Source organism: Curtobacterium sp. PhB128 (assembly GCF_004340725.1).
Taxonomy (GTDB): Bacteria; Actinomycetota; Actinomycetes; order Actinomycetales; family Microbacteriaceae; genus Curtobacterium.
In genome coordinates this window covers 219,559-236,887 of record NZ_SLUR01000006.1, presented here as the reverse complement: position 1 = coordinate 236,887, position 17,329 = coordinate 219,559, and the positions used below count along the sequence as shown (strand labels likewise).

The window sequence follows — 17,329 nt, the reverse complement described above, 5'->3', positions numbered from 1 at the left end:
TTGACGGGTTGCTCCGGACAGCAACACCAGGAGGACGAGACGTGACAGTCGTGGCGCCGAACCAGCCGCTCACCGAGGCCGATGTCGAGACGATCAAGTCGGACTTCCCGATCCTCGCGCAGGACGTGAACGGGCAACCGTTGGCGTACCTGGACTCCGGGGCGACGGCGGAACGCCCGACCCAGGTCCTCGACGCCGAGCGCCGGTTCCTCGAGCACGACAACGCCGCCGTGCACCGCGGCGCGCACACGCTCGCGGCGCTGAGCACCGATGCCTACGAGGACGCCCGCGCCACCGTCGCCGACTTCATCGGCGCTGCCGGTCCGAGCGAGGTCGTCTGGACCGCGAACGCCACCGACGCCCTCAACCTCGTCGCCTACGGCATCGCGAACGCCAGCCGTGGCCGCGGCGGGGTCGACGCCGCTCGCTTCCGCATCGGACCGGGCGACGAGATCCTGGTCACCGAGGCCGAGCACCACGCGAACCTCGTGCCGTGGCAGGAACTCGCCGCGCTGACCGGCGCGACGCTCCGCTGGGTCCCGGTCGCCGACGACGGCACCTGGACCGCCGAGGACGCCGCGGCCCTGATCACCGACCACACCAAGGTCGTCGCGTTCGCACACGTCTCCAACGTCACCGGCATGGTCGCGCCCGTCGAGCAGATCGTCGGTCTCGCCCACGCCCGTGGCGCACTGGTCGTCCTCGACGCCTGCCAGTCCGCGCCGCACCGGCCGCTCGACGTGCAGCAGCTCGGCGTCGACTTCGCCGCGTTCTCCGGGCACAAGATGCTCGGACCGAACGGCATCGGCGTGCTCTGGGGCCGCAGCGAGCTGTTGAACGCGCTGCCCCCGTTCCGCACCGGCGGGTCCATGATCACCACCGTGACCATGGAGGCGTCGGAGTTCATGCCGGCACCCGAGCGGTTCGAGGCCGGTACGCAGCCCGTGTCGCAGGCCGTCGCCCTGGCCGAGGCCGTCCGCTACCTGCAGGGCATCGGCATGGAGCGTGTCCGCGCGCACGAGGAGCACCTCGCCCGGCGCATGCTCGACGGCCTGGCCGCCGTCCCCGGCATCCGCGTGGTCGGTCCGCCGGTCGGCGTCCCGCGATCGGGCCTGGTGTCGTTCGACGTCGACGGTGTGCACGCCCACGACGTGTCGCAGTACCTCGACGCGCAGGGCATCGCCGTCCGCTCGGGGCACCACTGCGCCCAACCCCTGCACCGCCGACTCGGCCTGGTCGCCACCAGCCGCGCGAGCACCTACGTCTACACGACCGAGCACGACGTGGACCGGTTCATCGCGGCCGTCGGCGAGGTCCGCGGCTACTTCGGAGCGACCGTATGAACTCCCTCGACAGCCTGTACCAGCAGGTCATCCTCGACCACGCCAAGGCCCGGCACGGCGACGGCGACCTGCCCGACGCCGACGCCTCGCACTTCGAGCGCAACCCCACGTGCGGCGACGAGATCACCGTCCGCATCCGTCTCGAACCGGGCACCGACCGCATCGCCGGTCTCGCCTGGCAGGGCGACGGCTGCTCGATCTCGATGGCCTCGGCATCGGTCCTCACCGACATGGCGGTCGGCCGCACGGTCCCGGAGCTCCTCGCACTGACCGACGAGTTCCGCACGATGATGCGCTCCCGCGGCGTCGGCGAGCCCGACGAGGACGTCCTCGAGGACCTCATCGCCTTCCACGGCGTCTCGAAGTTCGTCATGCGGGTCAAGTGCGGCATGCTCGCCTGGGTCGCGGCGGAAGCCGCCGCGCGTGAGGCGACGGCGTCCCGCTGAGCCGGGTGCGGCTCGCGATCGCGACCACGTGACGGCCAGGAGGCCCGGTGCGGGCCCGCCACGCGCCTCCCGTCCGCAGCTGGTCACCGACCGGGCCCCGAACGGCTTGAATGGTGTGCCTGTCGGAGGGGCGCGATGATCTTCGAGACGGAGCGACCCGGCGCAGGCAGGGCCGACGCGATCGTGCGGGACTACCTGACCGAGGTCGCGTCGCGGTGGTACCGGCGGGCGGCGACGCCGGCCGAGGTCGACCGCGCGATGCTCGACGAGCCCTTCGACGACCTGCAAGGGGACTCCGGGCTGTTCGTCGTCGCCTCGGACGGGGGAGCGGTGGTCGCGTGTGCCGGCGTGCGTTTCGTGGGTGTCGTCGGTGAGCTGACGAAGGTTTTCACGCTGCCGGATTGCCGCGGTCGCGGTGTCGGTTCGGCACTCCTGCGGCACGTCGCGGAGGTCAGCCGGGCGCGCGGGATCACGTCGCTGCGGCTCGACACCCGGGCCGAGCTCGCCGAGGCCTGCGCGCTGTACGAACGGCTCGGGTTCGTGCAGGTCGCGCCGTTCAACGACGACCCGTACTCCGACCGCTGGTACGCGAAGGTGCTGTAGCGCCCGGCTCAGGGGCGGTACTCGTCTCGCGGCTTCGTGGATCGGGTAGGTGGCTGGGCCGGTGCGGTGGCACCGCCGGAACCGATGGCGCTCAGTACGGCGGCCAGGTACTGCAGCGTGGTCAGCACCACCCGGCCGATGGATCGCAGGACGTGGCTCATGCGGCGAACCTATCGTTCAGACGTGACGATGCGTCATGAAGACGTCGACGTCGCCCTCGGTGTCGACGACGAAACCGTGCCGTTCGTAGAGCCGGCGCGCGGCGCTGCCCTGCAGGACGTTGAGTCGCGTCGCACCCGCGTGGGGTTCGGCCAGGACGGTCCGGAGCACTGTCGATCCGACGCCCCGCCCCTGGACCTCCGGCGCGAGGTAGAAGTGCTCGACCCAGCGGGTGTCGTCGTCGATCCGTGTGGCGATCGAGCCGACATCGCGGCCGTCGACCACGACGACACGGGTGTGCTCGGGCGCGAAGGCATCACGCATCCGCCCGCGGACCCGGACCGCGTCAAAGCGGCCGAGACGCTCCAGGTCGGCACGGAGGACCTGCGCACGCAGCTCGACGAGCCACTCGATGTCCTCGGGGATGCTGTTCCGCAGTGTGACGTCCACCCGTCGAGCCTAGGAGTCGTCGGCGTGGATCCCGTGCTGGTGATCGGCTCGTACCCTGGTCCGATGGATCAGGACGGTGTCATCGACCTCGTGGCGGCACGCCGCGCCTCGGCCGGGCACCCCATCGTCGTCGGCATCTCGGGGTACTGCGGCTCCGGGAAGTCCACGCTGGCGCGCAGTCTGGCCGGGACGGTGCCGGGCGCGGTGCGGATCCGTGGAGACGACTTCCTCGATCCGGAGCGGTCCCACCGGCGGTCGGGTGACTGGGACGGTGTCGATCGGGAGCGTCTGACGTCGTCCGTCCTCGAACCGCACCGGACGGGGCGAGCGAGCACGTTCCAGCGGTTCGACTGGTCGGTCCGGGCACTCGGTCCCGCGGAGCCACTGCCGACGACGGACGTCGTGGTCGTCGACCTCATCGGCCTCTTCCACCCCGACGCGATGCCGCACATCGACGTGGCGGTCTGGTGCGACGTGGACCTCCACACCGCCGCTCGTCGCGGCATGGCCCGCGACCGCCGGCTCGGACGTGACCACGACGACCTGTGGCAGGACGTGTGGATCCCCAACGAACGCGACTTTGAAGCGCAGTTCGCCCCGAGGGACGCTGCCGACGTCGTCTTCGACGGGTGACGAACCCCCGCACAGAGGCCGTGGTCAGGCCGCTCGACCGGCGGTCGTGGCGGACCGGTGAGCGCGTCCGACGGTGACCCCGAGGGCGATCTGCACGATGCCGAACAGGATCAGGAAGCCCGCGATGGCGACGACGGCCAGCGCTGCCCCGATGGACGGCAGGTTGATGACGAGCACGCCGATGACGATGCTGAGCACCGCGGCGCCGATCGTCAGGGCACGGTTCGTCGGTGTCGGGGCGTAGAGCAGGGTGATGCCCTCGACCAGCCAGGCGAAGCCGATCACGAACGCGATCCACCGCACCCCGACCGGCGGGGCGACGAGCGCCACGATGCCCCCGGCGAGGATCAGCGCACCGAGGACGACCAAGCCGATGCGGCGGCCGGTGCCGATCCCGTGGGCGAACGCACGGACGATCATCGACAGGCCGGACACCAGCAGGTAGATGCCGAACACCCACGCGACCGCGAACAGCGTCGCGTGCGGGAGCACGAGTGAGGCGACACCGACGAGGACCGCCACGATGCCGACGATCAGCAGCGCGGTCCATAGTCGTCGATCCCCGCCGACGTCGGTGACGACGTCGTCCTGCAGCGCCATGGCGTCCGCCCTTCCCTGAGAGGATCTGGTCCTGCGCGCTTCTGCGTCAGGGCTACTCCTCGGAACTGCCCGTGTCCGGTGCCGATACGGACGCATCGGTCCGCGCGGGGTTGATGCGGCGTGGCGGACGCGCTGGCCACGTGACGAGCAGCAGCACCGCGAGCGGGCCGAACAGCAGCGTCAGGAGGAACCAGGTCCACGCCGATCGGTTCCGGGTCCGGGCGTACCCGCCGGCGAGCATCGCGACGCTGAGCCAGAGGCTCGACAGGTACAGGCCGGTGAAGTCCTCGTGCACGAACGGTTCCCTTCGAGAGATACATCAATACCGGTCGAAGGGTAGCGCGTCCTCAGACCGTGCTGGCCTCGTCGTTGGTGGTGCGGCGGAGTGAGCGCACCATGCTGCGCAGCGCCCCCCGCGCCGCCACCTGCTGCTCACCCGACAACCCGTCGAGCATCCGGACCTCGACGCCGCGGACAGCCGCGCTCGCGAGCTCGAGGCTCGCCCGCCCGCTCGCCGTCAACCGCGTCGGGAGCGCCTTGCCCACCGGCGCCTCGGTGGCCCGCGTCACGAAGCCGTCCCGTTCCAGGGCCTGCAGCAGCACGTTCATCGACTGCCGCGTGACGAAGGCGCCGCGTGCGAGCTCGGAGTTCGACAGCCCGGGCCGCTGTGCCAGGAGTTCGAGGCACGAGTAGTGCGTCATCGTCATGCCGAGCGGGCGCAGCACGGCCTCCATCGCAGCGCGGAGCGCGCTCGCGGCTTCCTTGAGCAGGTATCCGAGGGACGTCTCGAGGTCGATGACGTCGCTGCTGTCGGTGCCGTCTTGACTCATGTCAGGAGTCTGACATAGGTTGTGCCGTGTCAGAAAACTGACACAACCGAAGGAGCACCACATGCCCGTCACCGGCCCCGACTTCATCTCCCTGCAGACCCGCGACCTGGCGGCGTCGCAGGCGTTCTACGAGCAGTACCTCGGTCTCGTCCGCTCCCAGGCCGGCCCGCCACACGCCGTCGTCTTCGAGACGACGCCCATCGCCTTCGCGCTGCGGGACGTCGTCCCCGGCACCGACCTCGACGCGGTCTCGCAGCCGGGCATCGGCGCGGCGATCTGGCTGCACGCGACCGACGTGCAGGCCATCCACGACGCCCTGGTGGCCGACGGCCACACGATCGTGTCGGCACCGATCGACGGCCCGTTCGGCCGGACGTTCACGTTCGCCGACCCGGACGGCTACCAGGTCACGCTCCACGACCGCGCCTGAGCTGCGGCCGTCACGCTTCGTCACGATGGATGACGGACGCAGACCCCGCACGTAGCGTCGCCAGGCGTGACCAGCAGCAGCGAACCCCGGCAGATCCGCTTCAACGCGTTCGACATGAACTGCGTCGCCCACCAGTCCTCCGGGCTGTGGCGGCACCCGCGCGACCGATCGCGGGACTACCGCGACCTGACGTACTGGACGGACCTGGCGAAGACGCTCGAAGGCGGGGCGTTCGACGGCATCTTCATCGCCGACGTGCTGGGCACGTACGACGTGTACGGCGACTCGAACGAGGCCGCGCTCCGCACGGGCTCGCAGGTGCCGGTCAACGACCCGATCCTGCTGGTGTCGGCGATGGCGTCGGTGACCGAGCACCTCGGCTTCGGGATCACGGCGGGCACGGCGTACGAGCACCCGTACCCGTTCGCCCGGCGGATCTCCACGCTCGACCACCTGACCAAGGGGCGCGTCGGCTGGAACGTCGTCACCGGCTACCTGCCGAGCGCCGCAAGGAACATGGGCCAGACCGACCAGCTGTCGCACGACGACCGCTACGACGTGGCCGACGAGTACCTCGAGGTCCTCTACAAGCTGTGGGAGGGCTCGTGGGAGGACGACGCGGTCGTCGCCGACCGCGCGTCCGGCGTCTTCACCGACCCGGCGAAGGTGCACCCGATCGAGCACCACGGCAAGCACTTCGACGTGCCGGGCATCCACCTGTCCGAGCCGTCGGTGCAGCGTTCGCCCGTCATCTACCAGGCGGGCGCGTCGCCGCGCGGCATCCGCTTCGCAGCGGAGAACGCCGAAGCCGTCTTCGTGGGCGCACCGACCGTCGAGCAGCTCGCGTCGACCGTCGCGAAGGTCCGTGACGCCCTGGAGGCAGCTGGTCGCGACCGCTACGCCGCTCGCGTCTACACGCTGCTCACCGTTATCACGGACGCCACCGACGAGCTGGCCCAGGCGAAGTACGAGGACTACCTGTCGTACGCGTCGGAGCTCGGTGCGCTGGTGCTCAACTCCGGCTGGATGGGCGTCGACCTGTCGCAGTGGGACCTCGACGAGCCCCTCGGCGATGTCGAGTCCAACGCGATCCAGTCGGCTGCGGCCAACATCGCGGCGGCCACCGGCGAGGACGGCAGCTCGTGGACGATCCGCGACCTCGCCCGGCACACCGCGATCGGCGGGCTCGGGCCGGTCGCCGTCGGCGGGGGCGCGACCATCGCCGACCGGCTGCAGGAGATCCAGGAACGCACCGACGTCGACGGGTTCAACCTGGCGTACGCGGTGACCCCGGGCACGTGGGAGGACGTCATCGAGTTCGTCATCCCCGAACTCCGGGCGCGCGGGGCGTACCCGACCGGCTACGAGCCCGGTTCGCTGCGGCACAAGCTGCACGGCCGCGGTGACCGGCTGCCCGAGGAGCACCGTGGAGCGTCGTTCAGGATCGGCAGCAGCGCGGTCGTAGGCTGACCGGGTGATCGAACCGTCCGTGTCCGTGCGTCCAGCGGCCCCGGACGAGGTGTCGGCCTGTGTCGACCTGTGGGTCGCAGCGGTCGCGGCACGGGACAGCGTTCCGGAATCCGACGCGGTGCGAGCCCGCGCGGCGTCGAAGTTCGACGTACCGCGCGTCGCACTGCTCGTCGCTGCCGGATCGGCCGGTGCGATCGACGGCTTCGCGCTCGTGACGGCACCGGGGTCCGGACGGTCGACCGACCCGTCCGACGCCGCCTACCTGTCGCTGCTCGCCGTCCGCCCGGACGTGCAGGCGCGGGGTGTCGGGCGTGCGCTCCTGGCCGCATCGGTCGACGCGGCGTCGGCGGCGGGACACCCCGCGGTGGTCCTGCACGCACTCGCCGGCAACGAGCGGGCGCTGCGGCTCTACGAAGCCGGCGGGTTCCGGGCGGACGGGGTCGAGTTCCCGCACGCCCTGACGGGCGGGCCGACGCGGACGTACATCGCGACGGCCCCGGCGCGCTGAACCGTCAGACGCGCCACTTCGGTCGCGGGGCGTGGTCCTCGTACGACTGCCGACTCGGGTAGGTGATCAGCTCGACCGTCGATCCCCACGGCGTTCCGACGTACACGAACCGGTTGCCGAACCCGCCCTCGTTGCCGCCGAGGTCACGCGGGTCGGCGTACCGCTGGCCGCCCGCCGTCTCGATGTGCGACAGCGCGTGGTCGATGTCGTCGACGTAGAACGCCACGTGCTGCCAGCCGAGGTCGCTCGCGCGGACGGCCGGGCGCTGGTCGGGGCCGTGGTACTCGAAGAGCTCGAGTCCCGGCCCGTTCGGCAGCGCGAGCATCCGCAGTGCCCCCTGGGCCATGGTCTTCGGGATGCCGAGGCGCCGCTGGACGTCGGGTTCACCGCGGAGCGGTTCGCTCCGGAGGAACCGGTCGTACAGGGGGACGGCGTCGAGTCCCAGGACGAAGAAGTCGGTGGCCTGGTCGATGTCGGGCACGGTGAGGCCGATGTGGTCGATGCCGTGTGCGGTGCTGGGGGTGCCCGTCGGGGTGGTGACGGTTGCAGGACGTGTCGCGGTGGTGCCGGATGGGCGTGGCGCAGTGTGCATGGTGCCGTCTCCCCTGAGTTCGGCTCGGACGTGGATCACCCGAGTAGAACGGCTGCGCGCGGGGGAGGACAAGCGGAGCGCGGGACGCGTGCGGAGAACCGCCGCGATCGTGCGTGATCAATCGACGGGCGTCCACGCCGGGTACGTTGCCGAGCGTCCGTCGCCCGAGGACCGCCGGGTGACACGGCGCTGCACCCAGGGCAGGACGTGCTCGCGGTAGTAGCGGAGTTCCTCGGAGAGTCGGGGGCGACCGATCTGTTCGGACGCCGGCTCGATCGGTGCCGGTCCGTCCTGGATCGCGTGCAGGGCGAGGTCCGCGACGCGCTGGTGGCCGGTGTCGTTCATGTGCAGCCGGTCCTCTGACCAGAACTCCGCACGGCGCAGGTGCGGGTCACGGGACACGTCGACGAAGGGCAGGTCGTACCGCCGGGCGAGGTCGGCGAGGGCGTCCGCCCAGGCGTCGCCGCGCGCGTTGATGAGGCGTCCGAGGGGGAGCCGTGCGCTCGGGTCGGCGGGGCTCAGCAGTGCCAGCCGGACCCCGCGGGCCAGGACCGTGTCGACCGCCGCTTCGAGCGGTGCGATGAGGGCGTGGGCGTCGAACCGTGGCCGCAGCAGGTCGTTGCCGCCGGCGCAGAAGGTGATGAGCGTCGGGGTGGGGTCGAGCGCCAGTGCAGCGTCGAGTTGCTCTCCGAGGACCCCGGCGAGCAGGCGCCCGCGGACCGCGAGGTTGGCGTACCGGACGTCAGCGTCGTGCACTCGGGCCATGCCGCTCGCGAGTCGACCGGTCCAGCCGGGGAACGGTACGGCGCCGGCGTCGCCGATGCCCTCCGAGAAGCTGTCGCCGATCGCGACGTAACGGATGGTGTCGGGCATGCGGCCATCATCGTGCACATGTCTGTGCACGTTCTGGTGTGGAACGAGCGTTTCAGGACAGCGACCACGACACACGACCGTTACACGAGGGAAACGGCGGGCGCGAAGAGGCTCCCTAACTTCTGTGGTGGAGGCGATCACCGCCTCCCCACCCCACTCCCTCGGAGGACGCCATGGCTACCGATCTCGTGACACCCGTCGCAGCGCCCCACGCCCCCACCACGACCGCCGCACCCGCTGGTGCCGGTGTCGTCAAGCCCGGGTACGACCCGGCGCTCACGAACGAGGACCTCGCCCCGCTGCGCAAGCAGAGCTGGACGAGCTACAACTTCTTCGCCTTCTGGATGTCCGACGTGCACTCGGTCGGCGGCTACGTCACCGCCGGGTCGCTCTTCGCACTGGGCATCGCGAGCTGGCAGGTGCTCATCGCCCTGGTGGTCGGCATCCTGATCGTGCAGGTCTTCGCCAACCTCGTCGCCAAGCCGTCGCAGCGCACCGGCGTGCCCTACCCGGTCATCAACCGTGCGGTGTTCGGGGTGCTCGGGGCGAACGTGCCCGCGATCATCCGCGGGCTGATCGCGATGGCCTGGTACGGCGTGCAGACGTTCCTCGCCGCGCAGTCGCTCAACATCATCTTCCTGAAGTTCATCCCCGCCTCGGCCGGGTTGCTCGACCACTCGTTCCTGGGGCTGTCAGCGCTCGGGTGGATCTCGTACGCGATCCTGTGGGTCGCGCAGGGGGCCCTGTTCTGGATGGGCATGGAGGCCATCAAGAAGTTCATCGACTGGGCGGGCCCGGCGGTGTACGTCGTGATGATCGCGCTGGCGATCTACCTCGTCAGCCAGGCCGGCATCGGCAACATCTCGTTCACGCTGTCGGTGGGGGAGCCGCTCTCGTTCGGCGCGTCGATCCCGGTCATGCTCTCCGCGGTCGCCCTGGTGGTCAGCTACTTCTCCGGCCCGATGCTCAACTTCGGTGACTTCTCGCGCTACGGCAAGTCCTTCGCGGCCGTCAAGCGGGGCAACTTCTGGGGCCTCCCGATCAACTTCCTGTTCTTCTCGTTGCTCACCGTGCTGTGTGCGAGTGCGACCGTGCCGGTCTTCGGCAAGCTCATCACCGACCCGATCGAGACCGTGCAGGCGATCGGCGCCCCGTTCGCGATCCTGCTCGGCGGCCTGACCTTCGTCACGGCGACGGTCGGCATCAACATCGTCGCGAACTTCATCAGCCCCGCGTTCGACTTCTCGAACGTCGCTCCACGCAAGATCTCGTGGCGAGCCGGCGGCATGATCGCCGCGGTCGGCTCCGTGCTGCTGACCCCGTGGAACTGGTACGGCAACGACCAGGCAATCCTGTACACGCTCGGGGTGCTCGGCGCCCTCATCGGTCCGCTGTTCGGCATCCTGATCGCCGGGTACTACATCGTCGGGAAGCAGCGCATCGCCGTCGACGACATGTACACGAAGGACACCTCAGCCCGGTACTGGTACCGCGGCGGCTTCAACCCGAACGCCATCGGTACCCTCGTCGTCACCGGGGTGGTCTCGGTCGCCAGTGCGGTCCTGCCGCCCGCGCTCGGGATCCTGCCGGGGCTGAACAACTACAGCTGGTTCATCGGCTGCGGCCTGGGACTGGTGGTCTTCTGGGGCCTCGAGCGGGTCCGGCCGAGCATGCCGGAGCTCGCCTCGGACGACCCGACGGTCGACGACGGCGCCGCCGTCGGACGAGCCTGACACGCCCCGCACCACCAGCGACACCCGCACCGCCCGCACCACCGGAAGGACCCCGATGCGCATCCGCGTCGTCAACCCGAACACCACCGCCTCGATGACCCGCTCGATCGGCGTCGCCGCCACCGCGGTCGCCGGCCCGGGCACCATCGTCGAGGCGGTGAACCCCACGATGGGCCCGGCGTCGATCGAGAGCCACTACGAAGAGGCGCTCGCGGTGCCGGGGCTCCTCGAGCAGATCGCGCTCGGGGAGCAGGACGGCGTGGACGCCTACGTCGTCGCCTGCTTCGGTGACCCGGGCCTCGACGCCGCGCGGGAGCTCGCCGCCGGGCCGGTCATCGGGATCGCCGAGGCGGGCTTCCACGCAGCGGCGATGCTCGGGCGCCGGTTCGGCGTCGTGACGACCCTGGCGCGGACGACCGGACGGGCCCACGAGCTCGCCGAGCGCTACGGCTTCGCGTCGCTCGTCACCGAGATCCGGGCGTGCGAGGTCGCGGTGCTCGAGCTCGACGACCCCGCTTCGGGCGCACGCGCCCTGGTGATCGAGGAGTGCCGGGCCGTCATCGCCGGCGGAGCCGACGCGGTCGTGCTCGGCTGCGCGGGGATGGCGGACTTCTGCGCCGAGGTCTCGCGGGCGATCGGGGCACCGGTCGTCGACGGCGTCGCCGCGGCGACCGTGCTCGCCGAGTCGCTCGTGCGGCTCGGGCTCTCGACGGGCAAGCACGGCGAGTACGCCGCCCCGCCGACGAAGGCGATGTCGGGTCTGCTGGCGGGCTTCGAACGCCAGCCGGCGGCGGGCGCGACGGTCGGGGCGGGCGCATGACGGGCCTCCCGGCCGACGGCAGCACCGGGCCCCGCACCGACGTCGACACCGACACCGTCGCGGACCTCGTCCTGCGCGCAGACCGCGCCTGGATCGACGGAGCCTTCCGCCCCGCAGCGGTCGTCGTGCGCGACGGCCGCGTCGACACCGTCCTGCCGGTCGACGCGCCCGTGGCCGCCGTCGACGACCGCACCGTGCCGGCCGACCAGGTCCTGCTGCCCGGCCTCGTCGACACCCACGTGCACGTCAACGAACCCGGACGCACCGAGTGGGAGGGGTTCGCGTCCGCGACCCGGGCCGCCGCACTCGGCGGGGTCACGACCATCATCGACATGCCGCTCAACTCGATCCCCGCGACGACGACGGTCGAGGCGCTCGCCGTGAAGCGCGCGAGTGCCGAGGGGCGGGTCGCCGTCGACGTCGGGTTCTGGGGCGGGGCGGTCCCCGACAACGCCGGCTCGCTCGGCGCACTGCACGACGCGGGCGTCTTCGGGTTCAAGTGCTTCACCGCGCCGTCCGGGGTCGACGAGTTCCCGCACCTCGACGCCGACCAACTGCGCGACGCGATCGAGGAGGTCGCCCGGATCGACGCCCTGCTCATCGTGCACGCCGAGGACCCCGAGTTCCTGGTCGACCACGCTGCGCTCGGCGGGCACTACGAGGACTTCCTCGCCACCCGCCCGGTCGACGCCGAGCGGTCCGCCATCGCGCGGGTCATCGACGGCGCACGGGCCACCGGCGCCCGGGTCCACATCCTGCACCTGTCCGACGCCGGTGCGATCCCGATGATCCGCGCCGCGAAGGACGACGGCGTCCGGATCACGGTCGAGACCTGCCCGCACTACCTGTCGTTCGAAGCGGGGTCCATCCCCGACGGCGCGACCGAGTACAAGTGCTGCCCGCCGATCCGTGACGACGCGAACCGCGACGCCCTGTGGGCCGGTGTGCTCGACGGCACGATCGACATTATCGTGTCGGACCACTCGCCGTCGACCGCCGACCTCAAGGTCGACGACTGGGGACTCGCCTGGGGCGGGATCGCCGGCCTGCAGGTCGGCTTCCGGGCCGTCTGGACCGAGGCCCTCCGCCGCGGCGTCCCGCTCGAGGTGCTGTTGCCACTGTTCACGACCGGTCCGGCAGCACTCGTCGGCTTCCCCGACCGCGGGGTCATCGCCCCCGGTGCGCTCGCCCACTTCGCCGTGTTCGACCCGTCCGCCACGGCGGTCATCGACGTGGCCGGCCTGGCACACCGCAACCCGGTCTCCGCGTTCGCCGGCCTGGAGGCCCGTGGCCGCGTCACCGAGACCTGGCTGCGCGGGCGCGTGGTGGCGTCCACCGCGTCGGGCGTCACCGCCGTCGAGGGGCAGCTCGTCGCGGCTCCCGTGACCGCGGACGCCCGGGTCACCGAAACACGTCTGTAACGATCGTTCCGGTACGCTCGTGACCGGAACGGAAGGACCAACCATGCACCCCGTGAACCCGCCAGCCCGCCTCCTCATGGGCCCCGGCCCGATCACCGCCGACCCGCGTGTGCTCCGCGCCCTGTCGACCCCGCTCGTCGGGCAGTACGACCCGTGGATGACCTCCGCCATGAACGACACCCAGGAGCTCTACCGCGGTGTGTTCGGCACCACGAACGAGGCCACCGTGCTCGTCGACGGCACCTCGCGCGCCGGGATCGAAGCGGTGCTCGTGTCGCTCCTCGTGCCGGGTGACCGCGTGCTCGTGCCGGTGTTCGGCCGGTTCGGGCACCTGCTCGCCGAGATCGCCGGCCGTGCCGGGGCCGAGGTCCACACCATCGAGACCGCGTGGGGTCAGGTGTTCACGCCGTCCGCGATCGAGGACGCCATCGTCCGTGTCCGGCCGAAGGTGCTGGCGATCGTGCAGGGCGACACCTCCACCACGATGAACCAGCCGCTCGACGAACTGGGCGCGATCTGCGAGCGGCACGGCGTGCTGTTCTACACCGACGCCACGGCGACCGTCGGCGGCAACCCGCTCGAGGTCGACGCCTGGGGCATCGACGCCGTCAGTGCCGGCCTGCAGAAGTGCCTCGGCGGGCCGTCCGGCAGCGCGCCGGTCACCGTCTCGCCGCGTGCGACCGCCGTGCTCGACGAGCGCCGCAGCGTCGAGGCGGGCATCCGCGAACCCGGTGACGACGTCGCCGACGAGCCGATCCGCTCGAACTACCTCGACCTCGCGATGATCCTGGACTACTGGGGTCCGCGGCGGCTGAACCACCACACCGAGGCCGCGTCGATGCTCTACGCCGCCAACGAGTGCGCCCGCATCCTGCTCGACGAAGGGCGCGAGCAGGCGATCGCTCGGCACGAAGTCGCGGGCCGCGCGATGCTGCAAGGTGTCCAGGCGCTCGGGCTCGGCGTGTTCGGTGACGTCGCACACAAGATGCACAACGTCGTCGCGGTGGAGATCCCGTCCGACGTCGTCGGCGACCAGGTCCGTGGTTCGATGCTCGACGACCACGGCATCGAGATCGGCACCTCGTTCGGACCGCTGCACGGCAAGGTCTGGCGCATCGGCACCATGGGCTACAACGCCCGCAAGGACACCGTCGTGACGACCCTCGCCGCCCTCGAGCACGCGCTCCGCCGGGCGGGGCACGCCGTCCCGCACGGCGGTGGGGTCGACGCGGCCCTCGACGTCTTCGCCGGTGCGCCGGTCGGGGTGCTGGCGTGAGCGCGGCCCCGGTCGTGACCGCCACCGCCCTGGGCACCGCCGACGCCGAGCTCGTGGCGCGCTGGTGCGACGAGCTCGCCCTGGTCACCGAGGAGACCGGCCGGATCACCCGCGTGTACCTGTCGCCCGAGCACGCCCGCGTCAACGGGATCGTCGCCGGGTGGATGCAGGACGCCGGACTCACCACCTGGCAGGACGCCGCCGGCAACCTGCACGGACGGGTCGACGGTGCGGCCCCAGACGCCCCCGTGCTACTGCTCGGCTCGCACCTCGACACCGTGGTGGACGCCGGCCGCTACGACGGGATCGTCGGGGTCCTGATGGCCATCCGCACCGCTGCGCGACTGACGGCCGCGGGACCGCTGCCCGTCGCGCTCGAGGTCATCGCGTTCTCCGACGAAGAGGGGACCCGCTTCGGCAAGGCGCTCCTCGGGTCGTCCGCCGTCGCCGGGGTGTGGGACGAGTCCTGGTGGGACCTGGCGGACGGCGACGGCGTCACCCTGCGCGAGGCGTTCAGCCGGTTCGGGCTCGACCCGGCCCGGGTGGGTGACGCGGCGGCAGACCCGACGACGCTCGCCGGCTACCTCGAGGCGCACATCGAACAGGGCCCGTACCTCGAGCAGGCCGGTCAGGCGCTCGGCGTCGTCACGAGCATCGCGAGCGCCCGACGGTTCTCGGTCGAGGCCGTGGGCGAGGCCCGGCACGCGGGCGGCACCCCCTACGAGCGCCGCCACGACGCGCTGCTCGCCGCGGCCGAGGCCGCCTTGGCCGTCGAGCGGATCTGCCGGGCGTCGCACCACGTCGGCACCGTCGGCACGATGACCGTCGAACCGGGCGCGGTGAACGTGGTCCCCGGCCTCGCACGGTTCTCGGTGGACCTGCGCGGCGAGTTCGACGACGGCCGCGACGCGGTGTGGGACGAGCTCACGAAGGCGTTCTCGCTGATCGGGGAACGACGCGGGGTCAGCGTCACGCCGACCGAGGTGCACCGCGCGCCGGCGGTGTTCTGCGCGCCGCGGCTGATGGACGCCGTCCGCGCCGGCATCGAGTCGACGGGTGAGGCCGCGCCGATGGAGCTGTTCTCGCGGGCCGGACACGACGCCATGTCGCTCGGGCTCGTCACCGACGTCGCGATGCTGTTCCTGCGCAACCCGGACGGCATCAGCCACCACCCGGACGAGTTCGTCTCGACGCCCGACATCGCGCTCGGGCTCGACGCGCTCGCCGTCGCGGTGGAGCGGGTGGCCCGGGCATGAGCACCGCCGGACCGGACGTCCGCGCCCGCATCGACTCCGTCTGGGAGCAGCTCTCGCCCGCCGAACGACGTGTCGCCGCGATGGTCCGGCACGACCCGGAACTCCTGCTCGTCGGGACCTCGGCCGAACTCGCCGCCGAGTCGGGCACGTCGAAGGCCACGGTGTCCCGGCTCGTCCGGTCGCTCGGGTTCCAGGACGCGGCCGAGGTCCGGCAGAACCTGATGTCCGCACGCGGCTCCGGCCTGCCGTGGGTTGCGGAAGACGCCGCCCACGTCGACCAGCGCGCCGTCGAGGCCCGCAACCTCGACGCGGCCTTCGCCTCGCTGGCCCGTGCCGATCGTCCGCGACTCGCTCGCCGCATCGTCCGCGCTCATCGCGTGCTCGTGTTCGGGGAGCGCGGCGCCTACCCGGTGGCGCTGCAGCTCCGCGCGCAGCTCGCCCAGGTCCGCTCCGACGTCCGGGTCGGTCCGGCACCGGGGCAGCGGCTCGGCGAAGAGGTCGCCGACCTCGACCGCCGTGACCTCGTCGTCCTGGTGACCGTGCGTCGGCACACTGCCGGGGTCGACCGGATCGTGCGGCACTGCGTGTCGACCGGCGCCGACGTCGTCGTGCTGGGCGATCCGACCGCAGCCGTCATCGCGGCACCGGCGAACACCGCGATCCTGTGCCCGGTCGACTCACCGGCGGCGTTCGACTCGATGGCGGCCTTGTTCGCGGTCGTCGCGGCCATCGCGAACGACGTGTACGAAGCCTCGGGACCGGCCGGCCGCGCGCGGGTCGACGCGGTGGCGAGTGCCTACGACGCGCTGGGGGAGCTCGCAGCGCCCTGACCGTCGGGGCTGTCGGGGCCGTCGGCGTGCAGCTCGGTGGCGAGCGACGCGTTGCGCTCACGGATGAGCCGCGGCAGGTAGCGCTCGAGGGCGACGACCTCGGCCAGACGACCGAGCGGGCCGAACGGTGCGCGGAACGTGATGGTGTCGACCATGCGCGTGCCGCCGGCCGACGGCTCGAACCGGTGCTCGTGGTGGAAGCGGGCGAACGGCCCACGCACCTGTTCGTCGACGAACCGGTGCGGAGCCTCCAGGCTGGTGATCTCACTCGTCATCCGCCAGACGATCCCGAAGTGCCGCGCGCGCCAGGTGACGGACTCGCCCAGGCCGATCGTGCCGGACGTCGTGCCGGCGACGGCGCGTTCGTCGGTCGCAGCCATCGACCGCTCGTGCGCGCCGATGTCGAGCGACAGCGCGAACGCACGCTCGGGCGGTGCCGCGAGCTCGGTCACCACGCGGAACGTCACCGTCACGAGGCTGGCCAGACCGTCGGCGTCGAGCGGTCGTCATCGTGCAGAGCAGCCGCGATGAGCTGGTCGTGGCGTCGTCCGCGGTGGAACACGCCGGACCGGAGCCGTCCCTCGTAGCGGAGCCCGAGCCGCTGCGCGATCGCCGCAGACGGGGCGTTCGCCGCGATCGCCCTCCACTGCACGCGGACGAGCGCGAGCCCGTCGGGCGACGGCGCGAACGCCCACGCCAGGACGGCGGCTGCGGCCTCGGTCACGAAGCCGTGGCCGCGACCGTCCGGGTGCACGGCGTAGCCGACCTCGGCCGCGCCGTCGACGAACCCGAACAGCCCGATCGTCCCGAGGAGTCGGAGGTCGTCGGCCCGCCGGATGCCGAACTCGTAGCGGGAGTCCGTGGACCAGCCAGCGCGCACGACGTCGGTGATCCAGTGGTGCGCCTCGGCGTGGCCGTACGGCACCGGTACCGGTGTGTAGGCGACGACGTCGGGATCGTTCGCGTAGGCGATGACGTCCTCCGCATCGGCGGGCACCGGCACGGAGAGCACCAGGCGATCGGTCCGGAGGGTGACGGGGTCCACGCACCGAGCCT

The 17,329-nt window shown here is 71.6% G+C and carries 22 protein-coding genes; 13 read left to right on the top strand and 9 right to left on the bottom strand.

The annotated features are described in order from the left end of the window. Positions 1-50: 50 nt before the first annotated feature. From EDF23_RS12565 to EDF23_RS12555, 3 genes are all read left to right on the top strand, one after another. Complete coding sequence (locus EDF23_RS12565) at positions 51-1,343, top strand: SufS family cysteine desulfurase (protein ID WP_131921856.1); 1,293 nt, start codon at positions 51-53, stop codon at positions 1,341-1,343. Then, positions 1,340-1,789 carry a Fe-S cluster assembly sulfur transfer protein SufU gene (gene sufU / locus EDF23_RS12560; RefSeq protein ID WP_131921813.1) on the top strand — a complete coding sequence of 150 codons (450 nt, stop codon included), beginning with the start codon at positions 1,340-1,342 and terminating at the stop codon, positions 1,787-1,789. Before EDF23_RS12565 ends, sufU begins: the two co-directional genes overlap by 4 nt. Positions 1,790-1,924: 135 nt before the next feature. Further along, positions 1,925-2,392: a GNAT family N-acetyltransferase gene (locus EDF23_RS12555; RefSeq protein ID WP_131921812.1), complete on the top strand. Its 468-nt coding sequence runs from the start codon at positions 1,925-1,927 to the stop codon at positions 2,390-2,392. 8 nt (positions 2,393-2,400) lie between these two features. Here the strand turns inward: EDF23_RS12555 and EDF23_RS19265 are convergent, their stop codons facing one another. Both EDF23_RS19265 and EDF23_RS12550 read right to left on the bottom strand, forming a co-directional pair. Then, a complete protein-coding gene (locus tag EDF23_RS19265; RefSeq protein ID WP_165901119.1) occupies positions 2,401-2,553 on the bottom strand; it encodes a hypothetical protein in 153 nt (50 codons plus the stop codon). A gap of 16 nt (positions 2,554-2,569) precedes the next feature. Beyond that, positions 2,570-3,001, bottom strand: a complete 432-nt coding sequence (locus EDF23_RS12550) for a GNAT family N-acetyltransferase (protein ID WP_207895490.1) — start codon at positions 2,999-3,001, stop codon at positions 2,570-2,572. Between the two features lie 63 nt (positions 3,002-3,064). Here EDF23_RS12550 and EDF23_RS12545 point away from each other — a divergent pair, with 63 nt between their 5' ends. Further along, on the top strand, positions 3,065-3,634 hold the full coding sequence (locus EDF23_RS12545; RefSeq protein ID WP_131921811.1) for a phosphoglycerate transporter: 570 nt from the start codon (positions 3,065-3,067) through the stop codon (positions 3,632-3,634). 24 nt (positions 3,635-3,658) lie between these two features. Here EDF23_RS12545 and EDF23_RS12540 read toward each other — a convergent pair whose 3' ends face one another. The 3 genes from EDF23_RS12540 to EDF23_RS12530 are packed head-to-tail and all read right to left on the bottom strand — an operon-like array spanning position 3,659 to position 5,064. Further along, positions 3,659-4,234, bottom strand: a complete 576-nt coding sequence (locus EDF23_RS12540; protein ID WP_165901118.1) for a DUF308 domain-containing protein — start codon at positions 4,232-4,234, stop codon at positions 3,659-3,661. Between the two features lie 52 nt (positions 4,235-4,286). Then, positions 4,287-4,529 carry a hypothetical protein gene (locus tag EDF23_RS12535; RefSeq protein ID WP_243648910.1) on the bottom strand — a complete coding sequence of 81 codons (243 nt, stop codon included), beginning with the start codon at positions 4,527-4,529 and terminating at the stop codon, positions 4,287-4,289. Positions 4,530-4,581: 52 nt separating this feature from the next. Further along, positions 4,582-5,064: a MarR family transcriptional regulator gene (locus EDF23_RS12530; protein WP_123938545.1), complete on the bottom strand. Its 483-nt coding sequence runs from the start codon at positions 5,062-5,064 to the stop codon at positions 4,582-4,584. A gap of 61 nt (positions 5,065-5,125) precedes the next feature. Between EDF23_RS12530 and EDF23_RS12525 the strand changes: the two genes are divergently transcribed. The 3 genes from EDF23_RS12525 to EDF23_RS12515 all read left to right on the top strand — a co-directional run bounded on the left by EDF23_RS12525 (position 5,126) and on the right by EDF23_RS12515 (position 7,472). Then, a complete protein-coding gene (locus tag EDF23_RS12525) occupies positions 5,126-5,494 on the top strand; it encodes a VOC family protein (protein WP_123292001.1) in 369 nt (122 codons plus the stop codon). A gap of 66 nt (positions 5,495-5,560) precedes the next feature. Next, positions 5,561-6,964, top strand: a complete 1,404-nt coding sequence (locus EDF23_RS12520; RefSeq protein WP_207895489.1) for an LLM class flavin-dependent oxidoreductase — start codon at positions 5,561-5,563, stop codon at positions 6,962-6,964. A gap of 4 nt (positions 6,965-6,968) precedes the next feature. Continuing rightward, the gene (locus EDF23_RS12515) at positions 6,969-7,472 is read left to right on the top strand and encodes a GNAT family N-acetyltransferase (RefSeq protein ID WP_131921809.1); all 504 of its coding nucleotides are present in this window, start codon (positions 6,969-6,971) and stop codon (positions 7,470-7,472) included. Between the two features lie 4 nt (positions 7,473-7,476). On the opposite strand, the gene EDF23_RS12510 is transcribed toward EDF23_RS12515, so the two are convergent. Together EDF23_RS12510 and EDF23_RS12505 are read right to left on the bottom strand one after the other, a co-directional pair. Next, complete coding sequence (locus EDF23_RS12510) at positions 7,477-8,064, bottom strand: VOC family protein (protein WP_131921808.1); 588 nt, start codon at positions 8,062-8,064, stop codon at positions 7,477-7,479. A 117-nt stretch (positions 8,065-8,181) separates the two neighbouring features. Further along, positions 8,182-8,937 carry an SGNH/GDSL hydrolase family protein gene (locus EDF23_RS12505; RefSeq protein WP_207895488.1) on the bottom strand — a complete coding sequence of 252 codons (756 nt, stop codon included), beginning with the start codon at positions 8,935-8,937 and terminating at the stop codon, positions 8,182-8,184. A 173-nt stretch (positions 8,938-9,110) separates the two neighbouring features. Here EDF23_RS12505 and EDF23_RS12500 point away from each other — a divergent pair, with 173 nt between their 5' ends. The 6 genes from EDF23_RS12500 to EDF23_RS12475 are packed head-to-tail and all read left to right on the top strand — an operon-like array spanning position 9,111 to position 16,273. After that, a complete protein-coding gene (locus EDF23_RS12500; protein WP_131921807.1) occupies positions 9,111-10,670 on the top strand; it encodes an NCS1 family nucleobase:cation symporter-1 in 1,560 nt (519 codons plus the stop codon). A 55-nt stretch (positions 10,671-10,725) separates the two neighbouring features. Next, on the top strand, positions 10,726-11,490 hold the full coding sequence (locus tag EDF23_RS12495; protein WP_131921806.1) for an aspartate/glutamate racemase family protein: 765 nt from the start codon (positions 10,726-10,728) through the stop codon (positions 11,488-11,490). Then, on the top strand, positions 11,487-12,911 hold the full coding sequence (allB, locus tag EDF23_RS12490; RefSeq protein ID WP_131921805.1) for an allantoinase AllB: 1,425 nt from the start codon (positions 11,487-11,489) through the stop codon (positions 12,909-12,911). Before EDF23_RS12495 ends, allB begins: the two co-directional genes overlap by 4 nt. 43 nt (positions 12,912-12,954) lie before the next feature. Then, positions 12,955-14,187 (top strand): alanine--glyoxylate aminotransferase family protein, encoded by a 1,233-nt coding sequence (locus EDF23_RS12485; protein ID WP_131921804.1) that lies wholly within the window; start codon positions 12,955-12,957, stop codon positions 14,185-14,187. Next, positions 14,184-15,443: an allantoate amidohydrolase gene (locus EDF23_RS12480; RefSeq protein WP_131921803.1), complete on the top strand. Its 1,260-nt coding sequence runs from the start codon at positions 14,184-14,186 to the stop codon at positions 15,441-15,443. Before EDF23_RS12485 ends, EDF23_RS12480 begins: the two co-directional genes overlap by 4 nt. Continuing rightward, positions 15,440-16,273 carry a MurR/RpiR family transcriptional regulator gene (locus EDF23_RS12475; RefSeq protein ID WP_123292009.1) on the top strand — a complete coding sequence of 278 codons (834 nt, stop codon included), beginning with the start codon at positions 15,440-15,442 and terminating at the stop codon, positions 16,271-16,273. The genes EDF23_RS12480 and EDF23_RS12475 overlap by 4 nt, the downstream gene beginning before the upstream one ends. Here the strand turns inward: EDF23_RS12475 and EDF23_RS12470 are convergent. Then, positions 16,240-16,746, bottom strand: a complete 507-nt coding sequence (locus EDF23_RS12470) for an SRPBCC family protein (protein ID WP_131921802.1) — start codon at positions 16,744-16,746, stop codon at positions 16,240-16,242. The genes EDF23_RS12475 and EDF23_RS12470 overlap by 34 nt on opposite strands. After that, positions 16,743-17,318, bottom strand: a complete 576-nt coding sequence (locus tag EDF23_RS12465; RefSeq protein ID WP_131921801.1) for a GNAT family protein — start codon at positions 17,316-17,318, stop codon at positions 16,743-16,745. Before EDF23_RS12465 ends, EDF23_RS12470 begins: the two co-directional genes overlap by 4 nt. Positions 17,319-17,329 lie beyond the last annotated feature (11 nt).